The sequence below is a fragment of the Pseudomonas frederiksbergensis genome (assembly GCF_001874645.1).
Taxonomy (GTDB): Bacteria; Pseudomonadota; Gammaproteobacteria; order Pseudomonadales; family Pseudomonadaceae; genus Aquipseudomonas; species Aquipseudomonas frederiksbergensis_B.
The window spans coordinates 4147024-4168225 of record NZ_CP017886.1 but is presented as its reverse complement, the minus strand read 5'-3'; the positions used below and the strand labels follow the sequence as shown (position 1 = coordinate 4168225).

The window sequence follows — 21202 nt, the reverse complement described above, 5'->3', positions numbered from 1 at the left end:
TCAGTCCAGGCCTCAGCGTAACGGGCGATAATCGCCCTCATTGGCGAAATGTACAGGTTTTCGCTCAGTTTTCACCTTCAATTGACCGACTCACAAGCGAAAAATGCAAGCACTCGATTCATAAAAAACATTGGCCTTCCGTACGAGGCTATCGAATAGCCTGCTATCGACTTACACTGGCACGCATCCCCGCTCGCCATGCTCCTTGCGGGTTAATCACTGCCCGCAGGTTTTACCCGTGACCCATCTGAACCCGCCTGACTCCACCAAACCGGCGATCCGCAGTGTGCTGATCTCCCTGATGCTGGCGATCTTTCTCGGCGCGCTGGATCAAACCATCGTCGCCGTCTCGATGCCGGCGATTTCCGCACAGTTCAAGGATGTGAATCTGCTGGCCTGGGTGATCTCCGGTTACATGGTGGCGATGACGGTGGCCGTGCCGATCTACGGCAAGCTCGGTGACCTGTACGGTCGCCGGCGGCTGATGCTGTTCGGCATGGGGCTGTTCACGTTGGCCTCGGTATTGTGCGGCATGGCCCAGAGCATGGAGCAGCTGGTGCTGGCGCGGATCATTCAGGGCATCGGCGCGGGCGGGATGATTTCGGTCAGCCAGGCGATCATCGGCGACATCGTGCCGCCTCGCGAACGCGGACGTTATCAGGGGTATTTCAGCAGTATGTACGCGATGGCCAGCGTGGCCGGGCCGGTGCTCGGCGGTTACATGACCGAGTACCTGTCGTGGCGCTGGGTGTTTCTGATCAACCTGCCGCTGGGCCTGGGTGCCTGGCTGGTGGCCAATCGCACGCTGGTGGGTTTACCGGTGCCGCAGCGCAAGCCGATCATCGACTACCTCGGCACACTGCTGATGATCATCGGCCTGACCGCATTGCTGCTGGGCATCACTCAGTTTGGCCAAGGGCATTCGTGGCGCAGCAGCGAAGTGCTCGGGTTGCTGGCGTGTGCGGTGCTGACCCTGGCGCTGTTCGTCTGGCATGAGCGCCGGGCGCGCGAGCCGTTGCTGCCGATGCACCTGTTCGCCAACCGCAATGCGATCCTCTGCTGGTGCACGATTTTCTTCACCAGTTTCCAGGCGATTTCGCTGATCGTGCTGATGCCGCTGCGCTTCCAGAGCGTCACCGGGGCCGGGGCCGACAGTGCGGCGCTGCACCTGTTGCCGTTGGCGATGGGGTTGCCGATGGGTGCCTATTTCGCCGGGCGCCGGACCTCGGTGACCGGTCGCTACAAACCGATGATCCTGACAGGCGCCCTGCTCACCCCGATCGCGATTCTCGGCATGGCGTTCAGTCCGCCGCAAGCGATGTTCATCAGTAGCGCCTTCATGTTGCTCAGCGGCATCGCCGCCGGCATGCAGTTCCCGACCTCCTTGGTCGGCACGCAAAACTCGGTGGAACAACGGGACATCGGCGTCGCCACCAGCACCACCAACCTGTTTCGCTCACTGGGCGGCGCGATGGGAGTGGCATTGATGTCGGCCCTGTTGCTGGCGCTGTTGCAGGATTCGAGCTTCGCCCATTTGACCGGCTCGGCGCTGATCGCCGAGGGCAGCTCCGGGAGCGTTCTGCTCGACGGTTTGAACGCCGCACCGGGCGACGCTCAAAACGCCTTGCGCGCCGAGCTGCTGCTGACCTTCCGGCATTTGCTGATGGTCAGCGCGGCGGTGTCGTTGCTGGGATTGGCGGCGGCGATTGCGATGCCGAACATGTTGCTGCGTGGGCGGGAAGACAAGGTCAGGTAAAGCAAAGATCGTCCGAACGCGGCCCGAACCTGCGCCAGCTTCTACAGGGATTGAGGTCTACCCGTAGGAGCTGGCGCAGCCTGCGATCTTTTGACCTTTAAACATCAAGGTCGAGCGTTGAGCTGCTGCTGCAGGTTCTGAATCTGGCTCTGCAGGGTGGTGATGTTGCGCGTGACCTGGCCACGGAAGGCGTCGAACTCGGCGACATTGGCGCTGCTGCCTTGAGAGGCGACCGGGTGGCTGTCCTGCTGGCTTTTGATCACGACCAATTCTTGCTCCAGGCGTTCGATAGCCGTGCTCGGGTTGCCTTGTTTCTTCAAGGCAGCGATATCGGCACCAAGGCTTTTGAGCTGGGCATCGAACTTGCTGGTGTCGGTCGGGGTATTTTTCAGGGCCGTCAGTTCAGCGCCCAGGGCTTTCAGGTCGGTTTGCAACTGAGTGTTGACGGTGTGTTGTTCAATGTTCTGTGCAGCAATCTGTGCGAGGCGCTTGTCGAGGTCAGACGTCTGACCGACCACGCCCTGCTGCTGTTGGTTCTGCTCCAGCAGCTTGCTTTCCAATTGCTTGATTTGCAGTTTCAGCGCTTCGCTGTCGCTGGTGACGTTCGACTGACTGGCGACCACTTTGCCGGAAATATCCTGCAAGCGCCCCGCTGCTTCCTCGCTGATACGTGCGAAGCTTTCCTGAGTCGCCACCAATTGCTGTTCCATCAGCGAAATCTGCTGAAAGCTCCACCAGGCAAGGCCGGCAAAGGCAAAAAACAATGCCCCGACCAAGGCCCACAGCGGACCGGTGCTGGGGACTTTGTCTTTGCCCCTGCTCGCGCTTCGCGCATGGATGCTGGCGTGTTCACGGACAGCGGCGGTGGTTGGAAAATCGCCGGCATCGAGAGGGTCGGCGCGCAGGCTCGGTACATCGTCGAAGTCGTCGTTGGCATCGTTACGCATGGACATGAGGTAACCTTTCTGAACCACAGTGATGGCTAAATGCGACGAGTATAAACCCTGAACTCGCCGCATTGGTCGACCGTCACTCTCGAGCTCCGTTCAGTGTTTATTTTGTGCCCGGGTCCTGAGCCTTCCACCAGCCGCAAAACTCATCGAGCGCCGTCCACAGACTGACCTTGGGATCGTAGTCCAGATAATGCCGGGCGCGGCTGATATCGAGGGTGAAGTTTTTGTTCATCACCTGCATGCCCAAGCGTGACAGTGTCGGCTCCGGACGCCCCGGCCAAAGTGCGCAAAAGCCCTCGTTCAGCGCCGCAACGCTGTAGGCCACGCCGTAGGAACGGTGGCGAGTCACCTGTGGGACTTCCATCTGACGCATCACATAATTGACCACATCCCACAGCGGTAACGGTGTGCCGTTGCTGATGTTGTAGGCCTTGCCAAGCGCGGACCCCGTCGCCAGCAAACAGCTGAGCATGGCGTCGTTAAGGTTCTGCATGCTGGTGAAATCGACCTTGTTCAGGCCATTGCCAATGATTGCCAAACGCCCTTTGCGCTGCATGCTCAGCAGACGCGGGAAGATACTCATGTCACCCGCACCGGTGACGAAACGCGGGCGCAGGGCGAGTACTTCGAGGCCGAACTCCTGAGCGCCGAATACCTTTTGCTCGGCCAGGTATTTGGTCGCCGCATAAGGATGTTTGAAACGCTTGGGCACCTGCTCTTCGGTCAGCCCCAAGTGATCGCGGCCATCGAAGTAGATCGAGGGTGACGACAAGTGCACCAGCCGCCGAACGTTTTGCTTCAGGCAGGCTTCGACCACGTTTTCGGTGACCAGCACGTTACCCTGATGGAAGTCCTGATAACGCCCCCAAAGCCCCACCGCACCCGCGCAATGCACCACGGCCTCGACGTCTGCGCACAGCTCGCGAACCAGCTCCGGGTCACTCAAGTCGCCCTGCACGAACTGCGCGCCCCGCCGTACCAGATGTTCGACGCCTTCGGCCCGTCGGCCGTTGACCCGTACGTCCAGGCCTTGCTCCAGGGCGAATCGCGCAAAGCGCCCGCCAATGAAGCCGCTTGCGCCGGTGACCAGAATTTTCATGACGTGCTCCGATGTGTTTCGTTTTTCATGCGTGTCGCATTACAAATTTCGTGTGGTCTTGACGCTGCCCGTCAGTCCAACGGCACCAGCCACTGTTTAGATAAACGCACCAGATGCTCGGTGAGTAACCCCAGCAACTGGCCACCATTGCGCCAATGATGCCAGTACAACGGCACATCGATCGGTTTATCTGGCAACAACTCCACCAGCACACCGCGTTCAAGCTGCTCGCTCACCTGCAACTCCGGCACCAGCCCCCAACCCAGACCGGCTTCGGTCAGACGGATAAAGCCTTCGGATGACGGGCACAAATGATGTTCGAAGCCGCCGTCCACACCCAATGACGCCAGGTAACGGTGCTGCAAAAAGTCATCCGGACCAAACACCAGCGCTGGCGTGCGGGCCAACTGATCGGCCTTCACCCCTTGGGGGAAATGACGGGCAATAAACGCCGGGCTGGCCAAAGCACGGTAACGCATGGCGCCCAGCAACACGCTGCGGGCGCCCGCCACCGGGCGTTCACTGGCACACACGCACGCCGCCACTTCACCGGCGCGCATGCGTTTGAGGCCAACGGTCTGATCCTCCACCACCAGGTCGAGCAATAGATGTTGCTCAGCGCAAAAGTCGCCCACCGCCTCGGCCCACCACGTGGCCAGACTGTCGGCATTGAGCGCAATGCGCAGGCGCTCCGGCAAGCCTTCTTCGTCCAGTGCCGGCACCGCGCTTTGCAGGTCGCGCTCCAGCAAACGCACCTGCTGCACATGGTTGAGCAAACGCCGGCCAATCTCGGTCGGCACCGGCGGCGTCGCCCGCACCAACACGGGTTGGCCGATGCGCGCTTCGAGCAACTTGATGCGCTGGGAGATCGCCGATTGCGACAACCCCAACACCTGAGCGGCACGCTCGAACCCGGCCTGCTCGACCACCGCAGCCAGGGCGGAGAGCAATTTATAGTCGAACATCAGTTTTCCTAATGAGCGATCAGCAATATTGGTTTTTCTTATACAGCCTGGAGCAGGAGAATGACCAGCACGAAAGGATCAGCGACATGGCTGGCGAAACCTATTACCACGACCCTTTGTTTGTCGGCCAGGCCGACGCCAAACGCGCGATGTCGCTACTGCGGCAACTCGCGGCAAACGCGGAGTAACGATTATGTGGCAAAGCTATGTGAACGGCCTGTTGGTCGCTGCGGGACTGATCATGGCGATCGGTACGCAAAATGCGTTTGTGCTGGCGCAAAGCCTGCGCCGCGAACATCACCTGCCAGTGGCGGCGCTCTGCGTGACCTGCGATGCGTTGCTGGTGGCGGCCGGGGTGTTCGGGCTGGCGACGATCCTCGCGCAAAATCCACTGTTACTGGCGACCGCCCGTTGGGGTGGCGCGGCCTTCCTGCTGTGGTACGGCAGCCTGGCACTGCGTCGCGCCTGTTCGAAGCAAAGCCTGCAACAGAGCGAAAACCAGACCGTGCGTTCATTGCGAGCGGTCATGCTCAGTGCACTGGCGGTGACGCTGCTCAATCCTCACGTGTATCTGGACACCGTGTTGCTGATCGGTTCTCTCGGGGCCCAACAAACAGTGCCCGGCGCTTATGTGGTGGGCGCGGCCAGCGCGTCATTGCTGTGGTTTTTCACCCTGGCGCTGGGCGCCGCGTGGCTGGCTCCGTGGCTGGCACGCCCAAGCACCTGGCGGATTCTCGACCTGCTGGTGGCGGTGATGATGTTTGCGGTGGCCTTTCAACTGATCAGCGCCGCCTGATGAATCTCAAGGGCTCTGGAACCTCTATTCCACACAGTTGTTGCGTGGTTAAGGCGTCACCCCGGTGCTATGATCCGACACCTGCGCCGCAAAGAGTACAAACTCCCGGCGCTTGTCTGGCCGCCCGTGATCGGCCTTGCGCTCACCGCAACTGACCTGATTAGGAGAATCACCATGGCTTTCGAATTGCCGCCACTGCCTTACGCACACGATGCACTGCAGCCGCACATTTCCAAGGAAACGCTGGAATATCACCACGACAAGCACCACAACACCTATGTCGTGAACCTGAACAACCTGGTGCCAGGCACCGAGTTCGAAGGCAAGACCCTGGAACAAATCGTCAAGACTTCTTCGGGTGGCATCTTCAACAACGCCGCTCAGGTCTGGAACCACACTTTCTACTGGAACTGCCTGGCGCCAAACGCTGGCGGTCAACCAACCGGCGCACTGGCTGAAGCAATCAACGCTGCTTTCGGTTCGTTCGACAAGTTCAAAGAAGAGTTCACCAAGACTTCGGTCGGCACCTTCGGTTCCGGTTGGGGCTGGCTGGTGAAAAAAGCTGACGGTTCCCTGGCCCTGGCCAGCACCATCGGCGCCGGCAACCCGCTGACCAGCGGCGACACCCCGCTGCTGACCTGCGACGTCTGGGAACACGCTTACTACATCGACTACCGCAACCTGCGTCCGAAGTACGTTGAAGCGTTCTGGAACCTGGTCAACTGGAAGTTCGTGGCTGAGCAGTTCGAAGGCAAGACCTTCACCGCTTAAGTCTGCTTGCAGTCAAAAAAACCCGGCATTGCCGGGTTTTTTTATGGCTGAAAATTGGTTACTGGTTCTGGGGTGCCTCGAAACCACGCTGTTCAATGACCCGAAATACATCGCTCACGTCCTGGACCATTATCCGGGCGATGTGGGTGACGGTGTTGATGTCGTTCTCGGCGTAGTCCGGCAGGCTGGTGCAGGCCATCAGGTTCAGGTACTTGAGGACGGCGTTGGCGCCAAATAGTCATTGCGCGAAAAGATCCGTTTTTTCGTGGTGCCTGCCGGGGGCGTGCTCATCGTTTGTCCTTGGGTTGCAGGTAAATGGCGCCGGGGTGATCGTCGCCGAGCGGGTAGCTCGGCACACGATCCAATTGCGGCGGTGGGTCGGCCCGCAGCTCTACTACGTCAGTTGAGTGATTCAGGGTAAAAGCAAGCCCCAGTTCACCGCCGATAAACGTACGAGCGCCGAGCATGGGGATCAATGGCGTGCGATACCGCAACCTTAGGGAAACCGTGCTGGGTGTCGTGTCCAATACGTTCTTCAGCGTGTTGAATGGGCCACTCAAGCGTAAGCCATGACCTTCCTTGTGCGGTATCCACTGACAGACGCTGCTGGACAACCCATGAGGCGTCATATCTCGCCAGGGACGCGGTGTTTTGTAGCGGTGGATCGGGCTGTTTTTGATCAGGTCGCGGCAGCCTTGAGTATTCGCCCTCAAGCCAACGCTCGCTCTGCCTGCGCGGCCAGTTCAGCCTCGCGTTTGGCGATGGCTGCTTCCAGTTCCGGGGTGCGTTTGGCCCACTGTTCCGGGGGTAAGGGTTTGGACCATTCGATGATGTCGGGATAGGGCAAATCGGGTGGCGGATTCAGTTTCCAGCGTTCAAGCACGTCTATCAGCAGCGTGTTGAAAATGAACATCCCGCAGAACCCTTCCCAAAGAGCGGTTACGAACCAGCCTCTCAATTTCGCGGCCTTGATCAGATCGTCCAGGTAAGTAGCCCAGATTCCTTTTGACCTGTCGAAACGCGCTGTTTGATCCTCAACAGCCTCCGGCCCAATCTCCATGTAACTGCGCATGCACTCCCACAGCGCCATGGCCGTGGTGCCGCCCCCACAGTTGAAACTCAGTGAAAAATGCTTGTTGTCTTCCTTGGCCTGCGGGTCCGGGTTCTCGAAACCAATGATCAATAAACCCATCGTGGCTTTACCGGCCTGGCTGGCCGACGAGTGCTGGGTAGCGGCGGCTGTCACGGTTTCCCAGGGCACGATCCAATACTCGCCATTGTCGCGTGGTACGCAGACTTCGCGGCGTTGGCGATTGAAACGCACGGGGAGGGGGACTTCGCGAAATAGGCCTTGGATCAAAAACAGCGCTGGGATGCCAGTGATTACCCCCCCCCCGATAAGAGTAAAAGTACTAAGTTCAGGTGAAATATTTCTGAATCCATAAGCCAGAGATAAAAACAGCATCACCATCGGCCACAACACCATCACCGCCGAACCGATGCTGTAGTTGCCAATATCGAGAAACACCTCGTTTTTACGCCAGATGATATTGAGCACATCCGAGGGTTTTCTACCCGTAGGGATGGGCAACGGCGCCAAATAGTCATTGCGCGAAAACATCCGTTTTTTCGTGGTGCCTGCCGGTGGCGTGCTCATCGTTTGTCCTTGGGTTGCAAGTAAATGGCGCCGGGGTGGTCGTCGCCGAGCGGGTAACTTGGCACACGATCCAGTTGAGGCGTCGGGTCGGCCCGCAGCTCTATCACACCCGTTGTGTCATTCAGGGTAAAAGCAAGCCCCAGTTCGCCGCCGATAAACGTACGAGCGCCGAGCATGGCGATCAATGGCGTGCGATAACGCAACCTTAGGGAAACAGTGCTGGGTGTCGTGTCCAATACGTTTTTCAGCGTGTTGAATGGGCCACTCAAGCGTAGGCCCTGACCTTCCTTGTGCGGTATCCACTGACAGACGCTGCTGGACAACCAGTGAGGCGTCATGTCTCGCCAGGGACGCGGTGTTTTGTAGTGGTGGATCGGACTGTTTTTGATCAGGTCTCGGGAGGCTTGAGTATTCGCCCTCAAGCCAACGCTCGCTCGGCCTGCGTGGCCAGTTCAGCCTCGCGTTTGGCGATGGCTGCTTCCAGTTCTGGGGAGCGTTTTGCCCACTGTTCCGGGGGTAATGGTTTTGACCATTCGATGATGTCGGGATAGGGCAGGTCTGGCGGCGGGTACAGTTTCCAGCGTTCAAGCACGTCTATCAGCAACGTGTTGAAAATGAAAAGCCCGCAGAACCCTTCCCAGAGGGCTGTTACGAACCAACCTCTCAATTTTGCGGCCTTGTTCAGATCGTCCAGGTAAGTAGCCCAAATCCCTTTAGACCTGTCAAAGCGTGCCGTCTGATCCTCGACAGCCTCCGGCCCAATTTCCATATAGCTGCGCATGCACTCCCACAGCGCCATGGCCGTGGAGCCGCCGCCACAGTTGAAGCCCAGTGAAAAATGCTTGTTGTCGTCCTTGGCCAGCGGGTCGGGGTTTTCGAAACCAATGATCAGTAAACCCATCGTCGCTTTACCGGCCTGGCTGACCGACGAGTGTTGGGTGGCGGCAGCCGTCACGCTTTCCCAGGGCACGATCCAGTACTCGCCATCGTCGCGGGGGACGCAGACTTCGCGGCGCTGGCGGTTGAAGCGCACAGGTAAGGGAACTTCTCTGAAGAGGCCTTGGATCAAAATCAGCGTAGGAACGCCCAAAATAACCGCCCCTAGTATCAAAACACCTTGGCTGAAATCAGGGTCGAGATTTCGAGTAAAGAAAGACATGGCTAAAAACACCATCACCATCGGCCACATCACCATCACCGCCGAGCCGATGCTGTAGCTGCCTATGTCGAGAAACACCTCGTTTTTTCGCCAGATGATATTGAGCACATCCGAGGGCTTTCTACCCGTAGGGATCGGTAACGGCGCCAAATAGTCATTGCGCGAAAAGATCCGTTTTTTCGTGGTGCCTGCCGGGGGCGTGCTCATCGTTTGTCCTTGGGTTGCAGGTAAAGGGCGCCGGGGTGATCGTCGCCGAGCGGGTAACTTGGCACACGATCCAGTTGAGGCGTCGGGTCGGCCCACAGCTCTACTACGTCAGTTGAGTGATTCAGAGTAAAAGCAAGCCCCAGTTCGCCGCCGATAAACGTACGAGCACCGAGCATGGCGATCAATGGCGTGCGATAACGCAACCTTAGGGAAACAGAGCTGGGTGTCGTGTCCAATACGTTGCGAAGCTCTTTAAAGGGGCCACTCAAACGTAAGCCCTGACCTTCTTTGTGCGGTATCCACTGACAAGCGCTGCTGGACAACCAGTGAGGCGTCATGTCTTGCCAAGGGCGCGGTGTTTTGTAGTGGTGGATCGGACTGTTTTTGATCATGTCGCGGGAGGCTTGAATACTCGCCGTCAAGCCAACGCTCGCTCGGCCTGCGCGGCCAGTTCAGCCTCGCGTTTGGCGATGGCTGCTTCCAGTTCCGGGGAGCGTTTGGCCCACTGTTCCGGGGGTAAGGGTTTGGACCATTCGATGATGTCGGGATAGGGCAAATCGGGCGGCGGATTCAGTTTCCAGCGTTCAAGCACGTCTATCAGCAGCGTGTTGAAAATGAAAATCCCGCAGAACCCCTCCCAAAGAACGGTTACGAACCAGCCTCTCAATTTCGCGGCCTTGATCAGATCGTCCAGGTAAGTAGCCCAGATTCCTTTTGACCTGTCGAAACGCGCTGTTTGATCCTCAACAGCCTCCGGCCCAATCTCCATGTAACTGCGCATGCACTCCCACAGCGCCATGGCCGTGGTGCCGCCCCCACAGTTGAAGCCCAGTGAAAAATGCTTGTTGTCTTCCTTGGCCTGCGGGTCTGGGTTCTCGAAACCAATGATCAATAAACCCATCGTGGCTTTACCGGCCTGGCTGACCGACGAGTGTTGGGTGGCGGCAGCCGTCACGCTTTCCCAGGGCACGATCCAGTACTCGCCATCGTCGCGCGGTACGCAGACTTCTCGGTGTTGGCGGTTGAAGCGCACTGGAAGTGGCACCTCGCGAAATAGGCCTTGGATCAAAAACAAAATAGGGATGCCCACGATGATTAGCCCTCCACCCCATATCAGAGGATCGGGGGTGATGTAGTTCAAAAGCGCAAACAGCATCACCATCGGCCACATCACCATCACCGCCGAACCGATGCTGTAGCTGCCGACATCGAGAAATACCTCATTCTTGCGCCAGATGATATTGAGCACATCCGAGGGTTTTCTACCCGTTGGAATCGGCAACGGCGCCAAATAGTCATTGCGCGAAAAGATCCGTTTTTTCGTGGTGCGTGCCGGGGGCGTGCTCATCGTTTGTCCTTGGGTTGCAGGTAAATGGCGCCGGGGTGATCGTCGCCGAGTGGATAACTCCGCACACGATCCAGTTGCGGCGTCGGGTCGGCCCGCAGCTCTACTACGTCAGTTGAGTGATTCAGGGTAAATGCAAGCCCCAGTTCGCCGCCGATAAACGTACGAGCGCCGAGCATGGCGATCAATGGCGTGCGATAACGCAACCTTAGGGAAACAGTGCTGGGTGTCGTGTCCAATACGTTTTTCAGCGTGTTGAATGGGCCACTCAAGCGCAGGCCCTGACCTTCCTTGTGCGGTATCCACTGACAGACGCTGCTGGACAACCAGTGAGGCGTCATGTCCCGCCAGGGACGCGGTGCTTTGTAGTGGTGGATCGGGCTGTTTTTGATCATGTCGCGGGAGGCTTGGGTATCCACCGGATCCCCAACCATGCTCAGTTCCAGGTAGACACTGCCGGGCTCCGCCCCCGGTAAATCGATGGTCAGGGCATTGATGGAGCTGACGAAAGCGAGGCCGGAATGGCCATTACTCGTGGTGCGCTCCGAGCTACTTTGCATGCTGACCCGAGGCGCATACAGGATGAAGTACAGCCGGTTGAGTTCGTCCTGCTGGGCGTTGGGCGCGATAGGTTCCAGATCGATAGCCCGGGCTTTCGACCAGCAGCAGAAGTTCAGGAAGGTTTGCAGCGGCGTCCGCTCAAAGAGCCAGGCCGTCAGGTACAGCGCGCCCAGTGCGGCGATGATCCAGTTCAACGGGCCCATGTACAGCGTGTAACGCAAGATAGCGACTTCGACTTCGACTAATCCTGCCAAAGCTCTGCCGGTTTGGGCCATCCCCAACAGTGCCTGAGCACCAAAAGCACCGACCTGCCCGGCGACCACGGTCTGACGCATCTCCAGCCACGGATCGACTTGAGCGTGTGCTCTCTCTAGCTGAGTTTGCAGAGACCTGTATTCGTTCACTGCTGCAACAAATGACAATCCACCAATCACCCCACCAAACAGCGTAAGCGTCGGAGCCGCAGATGAGCGAATAAAGAACCGATCCTTCCCAAATCCCTTCCGCACTTGCATATCAACCACCGCCACCAAAGCCGCCGCGGCATACAACGTCGCCGACACCGTGTCGTTCGCCCGCCGACTGTCCATCCCCTCCAACACCCCGGCCTTGCTCAAATAGTGATGCGCATTGAGCACGTTCAACAACAACGCCGCCAACGGCACCACCCCACCGCTGTTGATCACCAAGTTGGATTTAACAATCCGCTCCACACGGCCCGCACCAATGGCCCTCCCTGCGGCGCTCGCCCATTGGGTCAGCCCTTCACCTTGTTGCCCCAACAATCTCCACAGCGTTCGGCCGGCTTCGGTCACAACCTGCAAACGCGTGTCGCTGCCCAGGCGGGCGGCGATGAGGATGCCCATCCATGAATGGCTGAAGGTGGTGTCACCCTTGAGCAACAACAGCGACGCCGCCAGCCGGTTGACCAGCGCACTCCATTGGCTGCTCGCGTCTCGGGCCATGGCCGCGATGTCGCCCAGAACCGCTGCACTCAGCGGCGCCAATGCCTGATGGGTGGCGCTGAGGTTGTCGGAGGCCAGTGCAGCCATCAACTCACTCAGGCGCGAGGCGCTGTTAATGGCCGCCTCGATCGAGGGCGTCCAGGCGTTGAACAGTTGTTTCAGCGCGCCGCCATCGGCGGCGCGCACGTAGTCGGCGTATTGCTCGGCGCCCTGGGCGCGCAGGCATTGGGCGGTCAGGCAGCCGGTGGCCAGTTCGGTCAGCCAGTGGCGCGTCGCCAGGTCGTGGTAATCGACAAACCAGGTGCCGCTGAGCGAACGGTTGAGGTACACGCCCCGGTCGGCAAACAACGCGGTGTGCCGCTGTTCGATCTGCTGGTAGTGCGCCGCTGCCGTCTGCGCGAACCAGCGGTTCATCGCCTCGAGGTCGATGTATTGGCCGACCTTGGCACTGAAGTGATGGTTGTTGAGGTTGGCGTGCTTTTCGGCGCGGTATTGGCGGACGATGAATTCCGCCTCGGTGTACAGGTCCGCCGGAATAAAGGCCCGTACCGGAGCGACGATGGCCGCGATACGCGCATCGCGGGCGGCGGCTTCGGCCTGAGTGGGTTGACCACCGTACTGACGGGCCTGGGTTTCAGCCTTGAGCGCCTCATCCAGCCGATGCTGGGTGTCGAGCATGACTTGGCCCTGTTCGGGCGTGAGGACGATGTCGCGTTCCTTGTAACGGTAGCTGATGGACCCGGCCAGTTCGGCGCCATCTTCAGTGATCAGGCTGCGCACGAACCCGCCGATGCTCAGCCGCAGGTTATTCTCGCCCAGCCATTTTTCGTGGCTCGCCTCAACCCATTCCTGCTCATGATTGATGTCACGCAGCACGCCCAGATCGTCATCCAGACAGGCGAAGATGGCAAACAGACCCTCGGTGTGTGCCTTGGCGCTGTCCAGCCAGTCCTGAGTGCCCTGACCGTCCCACGGCTCGGCGCTCCACTCGCCCGGCGGCTGGTCGCAGGCCTCGGGGTGTTGGGCAATGACGCTCTCGCGCTCACGGGCGCAGTGCATGGCGTCGGTGTAGGCCTTGATGTTGGCCGGGGTCGGGTCTTTCATCACCGTTTCGCCCAGCGCGTCGGTATCTTCAGCGCCCCGCTGCGGGTCCGCTTTCATGGACCGGGCGAAGGTGCCAGGGATGAGTTCGGCCATGACCTCACCGGCTTTTTCCAGCGGCGGGCAATGCTCGGCTTGCAGTTCATTGGCCACGCTGCGCAAGGCCAGCTGGCGCATGTGCGCGCTGCGTTGGTCGCTGCTGTCGCTTAGCGCTTGGCAGTGCTCGGGGTTGAGCGGGAACTCGCTGTAGAGCATCCAGGCATCGTGGATTTTTTTCAGGGCCAGCCCCGTCAGGGTCGCGTCAAGCACCGGGGTCGCGTCGGCTTCCAGGGCCTGTTCTTTGAGCTGGCCATTCGGCGAAACGGCATACCGCTTAAGAGGGCCTTTGTCCTGCCACAGATAAACAAACCCGGCCCGTAGGCGTCGTACCGCCATGGGTCGGCTTTGCGGGGTCACGCCGGGAGCGCAGCAGGGGTGCCCGGCCTTTTCCTCAGCCAAGGCGTAGCGCACGGGCACCACGAATAGCTCGGACTGGCTGGCCGGACAAGGGGCCATCGTGCTGTTGATGTCGACGTGCGGCTGAGCCTTGGCGGCGCGTTCGGCCTGTGCGGCGCGGTCAAGCCTCGCCAGTTGTTCTGCGCTCATCGGCAGGACTCCTGGCCGGTGAGCTGCTGATGCGTCAGTTCGGCATTCAGGTTGTCCAGCCGTTGCTTGGGCGATATGCCGGGCTCGGCCAATATCTGTCGGTAAGCGGCGTGAGCCGGTGCATCGGGAAAGTCAGTGCCCAGCGCAGCATGGAAACGCGCCCAGAGCAGGACTTCATCGAGGGCGCTGTAACCGTGACGACCGGCAGAGTGCTGGCAGTGCGATGCCCACTGTTGCAGTGCCAAGAGATCCAGCCCTTGCAGGTATTCGGAAAAGTAAAGTTGGCAATGTTCGATCAACCGTTGAGCGAAGCGCTGCCGTTGGGCACGGCCCAAGTGCTCCAATTGCTCCGCAGGCAGGAACAACCAAGGCGCTTGCGCGTACTGTGCAGCGGATTGATCCGGATTTTCTTGATGGATATCCAATGCCGGGAGCCGGATCAGTCGCACCGGCCCCATCAACCGATCACGCTCATGGGGAGGCAGATCCGTCAGCCACAAGGCGGTGATGCGAGGGTCGTAATAACGAAATAAAACCGTGACATCCCCCTCGACACGAACGTGAATCAGGCTACGTAAATGCTCAAGCACGACCGTTTCTTGCGCCTCTGACTCCAGCCAGATGCCAGACGTCGCGCTCCACTCCCGAAAAAAGGTCTGGGCCAGCGGGCTATTGGGGGAAACCGGCACCAAAACCGGCCCGACGTCCTCCAACGGGCCAAAAGCGGTGGTCTGGTAAAGCGATTGGAACGTTGTGCTCTCGAGCTCAAACAAACGTTCAGGCAGGCGTTCAATCTGGGCGCGATCCAGCAGCAGGTAAGCCTGACTCATGCCGATGCCTCCGCCAGTTTTTGACACACGGCACAGATCGGCGCGGCCTGCTGCGCAGCCTGAGTCAACGCCAGTTTTTGCGCGGCCAGTGATGGCGCAATCAGCGCCTGGGGCGCCTCGGGGAGCAATGAGCGAGCAGGCTCTGGAGCTATCCCGGACACCGGCACGCCACCTTCAACAATGGGCACGCTGCTGAAAATCCCCCCCGGGGTGATGACGATGTGCTGACCACCGACCTGCCACGTCAAGCTCTTCCCCGCAACAATCACCACATGGTCGGCGGTGATATGGGCGTGAGGCCCGGCCTGAATCACCAGCGTGCCCTCTGCCGTCGTGCTGCTATTGCCGGTGATGGAGATCAGTTCGTTGCCGCCGATCAGCGTATTGCGTGCGCCTTGAGTGGTGTGCAACTCGTCGCCCTTGATCAGGCTGGCGCTATTGTTGTCCACCTGTTCAAAGCGGTCGTTACCGATCAGGCTGCGGCTGTCACGGGTGATCTGTTCGCGGCGGTCGTTGCCAATTTTAGAGTCGCTGTCATTGAGGATCAGTTGTTCGAGGTCGCGTTCGGCGCGCAGGTAGATTTGCTCTTGCCCGGCGCGGTCTTCAATCGACAGTTCGTTGTAACCACCGGTGTGCGGGGAGCTGTCGCTGCGCAATACGGTTTTGGTTTTGTGCTCGGGCAACGGGTAGGGCATCGCAGTGACCTTGTTCGGCACGCACCCGGTAATGAACGGATTATCGGGATTGCCATCCAGAAAGGTGACAACGACCTCCATGCCGATGCGCGGGATGATCACCGCGCCGAAATGCTGACCCGCCCAGCCGGTTGAAACCCGCAGCCAGCAACTGCTTTTCTCGCTGTCGAGTTCGGCCCTGCACCAAGGAAATTCGACTTTGACGCGACCATACTCATCGCAATAGATCTCTTCGCCGGCAGGGCCTGTGACGCGGGCGGTCTGACTCACCAACAGCGTGTTTCGTGAACGCATCGGCGGCCGGTAAAACACGTCCCAGGGAATGACGCTGAAGCTGTTGCGATAACCTTGGGTAAAGCCGTCTTCGGATTTGACGTCGCGGGTGATTGCCTCTTCCAGCGACTGAGGCTGCCTTCCGGTATGCGTCACACTGAGCAACAGCCACAAATCGTTGCAGGCTTTACGCGGATGCTCGGTCAGGTCAAAAAAGTGACCACTGCGCAAGCACGGTTGATCGCTCTTGCCCTTGACCACCTGGTAATCCGCGCGGTGCCGCTCCAAGGCCTGGCGAGCGAGTTGTTTGCCGCGTTTGGCGTTCTCGATTAATACGGGGTAGCGATAGTCTTCAAGCTCAGGGCTGAACTCGGCCGTGAAGCGGCTTTCCAGCAACAGACTCGGGCGCTGGAAGTCGTAGTGCCGGCGCGTGGTCGTGCTGGTGCGGCTGCGAAAGCCCATGGAAAACTGGCTGACGACCGGATGCTCCGCCACCATGCCGGAGTCTTGCTGATAAGGGGTTTCGCCCAGTTTAGGGAAGAAGGTCTGGTCATCGGTAAACACCAGCACATGGCCGTCAGGCGAATGCTGGTGATGCCACGCGATGCCGTCCTCGGCGCACAGCCGCTGGACGAATTCGAAATCGCTTTCCCCATATTGGGTGCAGTATTCGCGCTCGGGGCTGGTGCTGACATTGAAGGTAAAGGCATCGGCCTGGATGCCATGTCCCTTGAGTACCTGAGCAATGATTTGCGGCACCGTCAGGTTCTGGAAAATTCGTTGATCGTGTCTGAACTGCAAGTAGTGCAGCGTCGGTACGAGGGTCAGGTGATAACGGGTCAGGCGTTTGCCGGGCTCACCGACGAACGCCTCTTCGATATGGCCATGAAGACCTTCTCCGTTATGACCGAACTGGAGAAATGCGGGCTGGCTGAGCAGGTTCTCCACATCGAAATCAGGATTTTCGCTGACCAGCTCAACCTGGATCGCGTACAAGGCGCTGATGGCCTCGACACCGTCAAAGGCAAGCACCTTGAAATCGTTGCGAACAGCGGGGATGTGCAGCGCAAAATGCGCCGTATTGGCCGAATCGAACATACGCTTATCCTTAAGCAAAGAGGAAATGAAGCACGATGTCCAAACCGTCCATGGTTTGTGCACGCGAAAATTGGCGGGCACGTTAACAATGGGGAAAAAGGATTGATGTAGGAGGGTTCCCCGAATACAGCCAGACCCTTCCGCTTTGCAAGATGTTGCGTTAATGAATAATGGGGGCGGTGAAAATGATCTGGAGCAGGCCCGGCACCCTGAGCCAGGCGACTTGCAGGACCTGAAGCGTTATCTCAAGGCCGACTACAACCCGGACAAGGACTTCCTGCAACGCCCCCGAAAACAAGCGTTTCCTTGCCGCAGCGCCACAGCCGTCTACCATCAACCAGACACAAATATTCACCCCTGCCCCTCAAGTTGCAGGAGGTGCCTACCGAAACACTACTAATGGGCTCCAATTGCCAACTACCACGGCAATGCGGCCAAGCCAGCAGACAAAATCCGCATGGCTTGATTGTCCCTTTGACTGCCATCACGGGATTGCCAATACTCATGGCAACTTGACGTTACCCGCACGGAACAAGGAATAACCCTTTGAAGCTGGAACTCAAAAACAGCTTGTCGGTGAAGTTGCTCCGGGTCGTGCTCCTGTCGGCATTGATCGTCGGCGTGGTTTTGAGCTGTGCGCAGATTGTTTTCGATGCTTATAAAACACGCCAGGCCGTGGCCAATGATGCCCAGCGCATCCTCGACATGTTCCGCGACCCCTCGACCCAAGCGGTGTACAGCCTCGATCGGGAAATGGGTATGCAGGTTATCGAAGGCCTGTTTCAGGACGACGCCGTGCGCATGGCCTCCATCGGCCACCCCAATGAAACCATGCTTGCGGAAAAATCCCGTGACTTGCAGCATTCTGACAGCCGTTGGCTGACCGACCTTATTCTGGGCCAGGAACGCACGTTCACCACGCAACTGGTGGGGCGCGGCCCCTATAGCGAATATTACGGCGACCTCAGCATTACCCTCGACACCGCCACCTACGGTCAGGGCTTTATTGTCAGCTCGGTGATCATCTTCATCTCCGGCGTATTGCGGGCCATGGCCATGGGCCTGGTGCTGTACCTGGTCTATCACTGGCTGCTGACCAAACCGCTGTCGCGGATCATCGAACACCTGACCAACGTCAATCCCGACCGTCCCAGCGAACACAAGATTCCGCAGCTCAAGGGTCACGAAAAGAACGAACTGGGAATCTGGATCAACACCGCCAACCAGTTGCTTGAGTCCATCGAACGCAATACCCACCTGCGCCACGAAGCCGAAAACAGTTTGTTGCGCATGGCGCAATACGATTTCCTCACCGGCCTGCCAAACCGTCAGCAATTGCAGCAGCAACTGGACAAGATTCTGGTAGACGCCGGTCGCCTGCAACGCCGGGTCGCGGTGCTGTGTGTGGGCCTGGACGATTTCAAAGGCATCAACGAGCAATTCAGCTACCAGACCGGCGACCAATTGCTGTTGGCCCTGGCCGACCGTCTGCGTGCCCACAGTGGTCGTCTCGGCGCACTTGCCCGTCTGGGGGGCGATCAGTTCGCACTGGTTCAGGCCGACATCGAGCAACCCTACGAAGCCGCCGAGCTGGCGCAAAGCATCCTCGATGACCTGGAAGCGGCGTTTGCCCTCGATCATCAGGAGATCCGCCTGCGCGCAACCATCGGCATCACCCTGTTCCCGGAAGATGGCGACAGCACCGAAAAGCTGTTGCAGAAAGCCGAACAGACCATGACCCTGGCCAAGACCCGTTCGCGCAACCGCTATCAGTTCTATATCGCCAGCGTCGACAGCGAAATGCGCCGCCGCCGCGAACTGGAAAAAGACCTGCGCGACGCCCTCGCCCGCGATCAGTTCTATCTGGTCTATCAGCCGCAGATCAGCTACCGCGATCACCGGGTGGTCGGGGTCGAGGCGCTGATTCGCTGGCAACACCCGGAGCACGGGCTGGTGCCGCCGGACCTGTTCATTCCGCTGGCCGAGCAGAACGGCACGATCATCGCCATCGGCGAATGGGTGCTGGATCAGGCCTGCCGACAACTGCGCGAATGGCACGACCAAGGGTTCAGCGACCTGCGCATGGCGGTCAACCTGTCGACCGTGCAACTGCACCACGCCGAGCTGCCGCGAGTCGTCAACAACCTGCTGCAAATGTATCGCCTGCCACCGCGCAGCCTCGAGCTGGAAGTCACCGAGACCGGCCTGATGGAAGACATCAGCACCGCCGCGCAGCACTTGCTCAGCCTGCGCCGTTCGGGGGCATTGATCGCCATCGACGACTTCGGGACCGGATACTCATCGCTGAGTTATCTGAAAAGCCTGCCGCTGGACAAGATCAAGATCGACAAGAGCTTCGTTCAGGACCTGCTCGATGACGACGACGATGCAACCATCGTTCGCGCGATCATCCAGCTGGGCAAAAGCCTTGGCATGCAGGTCATCGCCGAGGGCGTGGAAACGGTCGAACAAGAGGCTTACATCATCTCCGAAGGCTGTCACGAAGGTCAGGGCTATCTCTACAGCAAACCGCTGCCTGCGCGGGAGCTGAGCGCTTACCTGAAACAGGCCCAACGCAGTAATGCGTTGATCCTCTGAGCCTCTAAAAGATCGCAGCCTACGGCAGCTCCTACGCGATCGCCGTAGGCTGCGTTCTTTTGATCTTTCCCGCACCGCCCTCCCGAACAAGAAATATTTCCAATCACGGCCCTTTACACATAATGCGAAAGATTTGCATTATGTCGCAGTTTTGCGCACCCCCGCGCCTGTCCATATTTACCGAAGCAGGATGTTCGCCATGATTCGTATGCCTCTGGCTACCGCCAGTTTGCTGGCCATCGCTATTTCCCTCGCCGGTTGCGGCGAAGGCAAAGACAAGGCTGCTGCTCCTCAAGCGCCTACGCCGGCCACCAGCACCGCAGCACCTGCGGCCACGGGCAAAGTCGATGAAGTCGCTGGCAAAGCCGTTGTCGCGCACTACGCCGACATGGTTTTTGCGGTCTTCAGCGACGCCGAATCCACTGCAAAAACCCTGCAAACAGCCATCGATGCCTTCCTCGCCAAGCCAAATGCCGAGACCCTGAAAGCCGCTCGCGCAGCCTGGGTTGCGGCACGCGTGCCTTACCTGCAGAGTGAAGTGTTTCGCTTTGGCAACACCATCATCGACGATTGGGAAGGTCAGGTTAATTCCTGGCCGCTCGACGAAGGCCTGATCGACTACGTCGACAAGAGCTACGAGCACGCACTGGGCAACCCGGGCGCCAACGCCAACATCATCGCCAACCCGATCATCCAGATTGGCGAAGACAAGATCGACGTGACAGACATCACTCCGGAAAAACTCGCCAGCCTGAACGAGCTCGGCGGTTCCGAAGCGAACGTTGCAACGGGCTATCACGCTATCGAATTCCTGCTCTGGGGCCAGGACCTGAACGGCACCGGCCCTGGCGCTGGCAACCGTCCTGCTTCGGACTACCTGGAAGGCGCCGGCGCTACCGGTGGCCACAACGATCGTCGTCGCGCGTACCTGAAAGCCGTGACCCAGTTGCTGGTCAGCGACCTGGAAGAAATGGTCGATAACTGGAAGCCGGACGTGGCCGACAACTACCGCGCCGAGCTGGAAGAAGAAACGGCTGAAAGCGGTCTGCGCAAAATGCTCTTCGGCATGGGCAGTCTCTCCCTCGGCGAACTGGCGGGCGAGCGCATGAAAGTCTCTCTGGAAGCCAACTCTCCGGAAGACGAACAGGACTGCTTCAGCGACAACACCCACAACTCGCACTTCTACGATGCCAAAGGCATTCGTAATGTGTACCTGGGCGAATACACCCGCGCAGACGGCAGCAAAATGACCGGCGCCAGCCTGTCGTCACTGGTGGCCAAAGCCGACCCGGCGGCCGACGCTGCGCTCAAGGCTGACCTGGCCGCTACCGAAGCCAGGATCCAGGTCATGGTTGATCACGCCAACAAGGGTGAGCACTACGACCAACTGATCGCTGCCGGCAACACCGAGGGTAACCAGATCGTCCGTGACGCCATTGCGGCACTGGTCAAGCAGACCACCTCGATCGAACAGGCTGCCGGCAAACTGGGCATCAGCGACCTGAACCCGGACAACGCTGATCACGAATTCTGATCAACGCTGGCTGATCAATAACGAAAAGATCGCAGCCTTCGGCAGCTCCTACATGGAATAGCCGTACATCTGTAGGAGCTGGCGCAGCCTGCGATCTTTTCTTGATCATTCCCGCGCTCCTGTGCGGGAACGATCAACTGACTCACATTAACCAAACGATAATTCCTCTTATTCAAACTCCCTCGCCCTGTTAG

Annotated in this window: 17 protein-coding genes and 2 pseudogenes; 6 read left to right on the top strand and 13 right to left on the bottom strand. The window is 59.1% G+C overall.

The features are described 5' to 3' along the window. Window positions 1-238: 238 nt before the first annotated feature. Entirely contained in the window at window positions 239-1756 is a 1518-nt protein-coding gene (locus BLL42_RS19965) for an MDR family MFS transporter (RefSeq protein WP_071553617.1), read from the top strand. A 104-nt stretch (window positions 1757-1860) separates the two neighbouring features. Here the strand turns inward: BLL42_RS19965 and BLL42_RS19960 are convergent, their stop codons facing one another. The 3 genes from BLL42_RS19960 to BLL42_RS19950 form a co-directional block, all read right to left on the bottom strand. Next, entirely contained in the window at window positions 1861-2703 is an 843-nt protein-coding gene (locus BLL42_RS19960) for an ATPase (RefSeq protein ID WP_071555803.1), read from the bottom strand. A gap of 106 nt (window positions 2704-2809) precedes the next feature. Next, on the bottom strand, window positions 2810-3808 hold the full coding sequence (locus BLL42_RS19955; RefSeq protein WP_071553616.1) for an NAD-dependent epimerase/dehydratase family protein: 999 nt from the start codon (window positions 3806-3808) through the stop codon (window positions 2810-2812). A 71-nt stretch (window positions 3809-3879) separates the two neighbouring features. Further along, window positions 3880-4773, bottom strand: coding sequence for a LysR family transcriptional regulator ArgP (locus BLL42_RS19950; protein ID WP_071553615.1), 894 nt, complete (start codon window positions 4771-4773; stop codon window positions 3880-3882). A 101-nt stretch (window positions 4774-4874) separates the two neighbouring features. Here BLL42_RS19950 and BLL42_RS29770 point away from each other — a divergent pair. The 3 genes and pseudogenes from BLL42_RS29770 to BLL42_RS19940 all read left to right on the top strand — a co-directional run. Continuing rightward, window positions 4875-4961: pseudogene (locus BLL42_RS29770) on the top strand (ACT domain-containing protein); the annotation flags it as partial. Window positions 4962-4966: 5 nt separating this feature from the next. Then, a complete protein-coding gene (locus tag BLL42_RS19945; RefSeq protein ID WP_071553614.1) occupies window positions 4967-5569 on the top strand; it encodes a LysE/ArgO family amino acid transporter in 603 nt (200 codons plus the stop codon). A gap of 174 nt (window positions 5570-5743) precedes the next feature. Then, window positions 5744-6340, top strand: a complete 597-nt coding sequence (locus BLL42_RS19940) for a superoxide dismutase (RefSeq protein ID WP_071553613.1) — start codon at window positions 5744-5746, stop codon at window positions 6338-6340. Between the two features lie 58 nt (window positions 6341-6398). Here BLL42_RS19940 and BLL42_RS30530 read toward each other — a convergent pair. From BLL42_RS30530 to BLL42_RS19895, 10 genes and pseudogenes are all read right to left on the bottom strand, one after another. Next, window positions 6399-6566, bottom strand: a pseudogene (locus tag BLL42_RS30530) (fructose-bisphosphate aldolase); the annotation flags it as partial. A gap of 61 nt (window positions 6567-6627) precedes the next feature. Further along, window positions 6628-7053 (bottom strand): hypothetical protein, encoded by a 426-nt coding sequence (locus BLL42_RS29760; RefSeq protein WP_129586967.1) that lies wholly within the window; start codon window positions 7051-7053, stop codon window positions 6628-6630. Then, entirely contained in the window at window positions 7050-7997 is a 948-nt protein-coding gene (locus BLL42_RS19930; RefSeq protein ID WP_071553612.1) for a hypothetical protein, read from the bottom strand. Before BLL42_RS19930 ends, BLL42_RS29760 begins: the two co-directional genes overlap by 4 nt. Next, complete coding sequence (locus BLL42_RS29755) at window positions 7994-8335, bottom strand: hypothetical protein (RefSeq protein ID WP_129586966.1); 342 nt, start codon at window positions 8333-8335, stop codon at window positions 7994-7996. The genes BLL42_RS19930 and BLL42_RS29755 overlap by 4 nt, the downstream gene beginning before the upstream one ends. An 80-nt stretch (window positions 8336-8415) precedes the next feature. After that, window positions 8416-9363 (bottom strand): hypothetical protein, encoded by a 948-nt coding sequence (locus BLL42_RS19920; protein WP_071553610.1) that lies wholly within the window; start codon window positions 9361-9363, stop codon window positions 8416-8418. Next, the gene (locus BLL42_RS29750) at window positions 9360-9785 is read right to left on the bottom strand and encodes a hypothetical protein (RefSeq protein ID WP_129586965.1); all 426 of its coding nucleotides are present in this window, start codon (window positions 9783-9785) and stop codon (window positions 9360-9362) included. The genes BLL42_RS19920 and BLL42_RS29750 overlap by 4 nt, the downstream gene beginning before the upstream one ends. Then, window positions 9782-10711 carry a hypothetical protein gene (locus tag BLL42_RS19910; protein ID WP_071553608.1) on the bottom strand — a complete coding sequence of 310 codons (930 nt, stop codon included), beginning with the start codon at window positions 10709-10711 and terminating at the stop codon, window positions 9782-9784. The genes BLL42_RS29750 and BLL42_RS19910 overlap by 4 nt, the downstream gene beginning before the upstream one ends. Then, window positions 10708-13980 carry a toxin VasX gene (locus tag BLL42_RS29285; RefSeq protein WP_081427316.1) on the bottom strand — a complete coding sequence of 1091 codons (3273 nt, stop codon included), beginning with the start codon at window positions 13978-13980 and terminating at the stop codon, window positions 10708-10710. The genes BLL42_RS19910 and BLL42_RS29285 overlap by 4 nt, the downstream gene beginning before the upstream one ends. Next, window positions 13977-14810, bottom strand: a complete 834-nt coding sequence (locus BLL42_RS19900) for a DUF4123 domain-containing protein (protein ID WP_071553607.1) — start codon at window positions 14808-14810, stop codon at window positions 13977-13979. The genes BLL42_RS29285 and BLL42_RS19900 overlap by 4 nt, the downstream gene beginning before the upstream one ends. Then, the gene (locus tag BLL42_RS19895; protein ID WP_071553606.1) at window positions 14807-16876 is read right to left on the bottom strand and encodes a type VI secretion system Vgr family protein; all 2070 of its coding nucleotides are present in this window, start codon (window positions 16874-16876) and stop codon (window positions 14807-14809) included. Before BLL42_RS19895 ends, BLL42_RS19900 begins: the two co-directional genes overlap by 4 nt. A gap of 546 nt (window positions 16877-17422) precedes the next feature. Here BLL42_RS19895 and BLL42_RS19885 point away from each other — a divergent pair. Beyond that, entirely contained in the window at window positions 17423-19474 is a 2052-nt protein-coding gene (locus BLL42_RS19885) for a putative bifunctional diguanylate cyclase/phosphodiesterase (RefSeq protein ID WP_071553604.1), read from the top strand. 199 nt (window positions 19475-19673) lie between these two features. Further along, window positions 19674-21008, top strand: coding sequence for an imelysin family protein (locus BLL42_RS19880; RefSeq protein WP_071553603.1), 1335 nt, complete (start codon window positions 19674-19676; stop codon window positions 21006-21008). The last annotated feature ends 194 nt before the right edge of the window (window positions 21009-21202 follow it).